Below are 244 nucleotides of genomic sequence, written 5' to 3'. Positions count from 1 at the left end.
CGGTCAAGGGTGCCGTCATCGGACTGCAATGGGCCTTCTATATGCACGGCTTCGGCGGCGAGCACGACGTGATCGAGCCGCATCCCGGAGCCTAGGCCGCAGCCAAGAATGCTGCCTGGCGCAACATACCGACCGTGAAAGGCCACTTTCGCTTGCCAGAAGTTTCCGCTAGGTCCTGCGCATGGACGGTATGACCAAGGCGGAAGTCGACAGGATCGAGCGGAGCATGATCGCTCATAGCGAC

General features: G+C 61.1%; 1 pseudogene. It reads left to right on the top strand.

The annotated features are described in order from the left end of the window. A pseudogene (locus P9273_RS32515) lies at positions 1-95 on the top strand (DUF983 domain-containing protein); the annotation flags it as partial. Positions 96-244 lie beyond the last annotated feature (149 nt).

The sequence above is a fragment of the Mesorhizobium sp. WSM4935 genome, assembly GCF_029625735.1.
Classification (GTDB): Bacteria; Pseudomonadota; Alphaproteobacteria; order Rhizobiales; family Rhizobiaceae; genus Mesorhizobium.
This window is presented reverse-complemented; position numbering and strand designations above follow the sequence as displayed.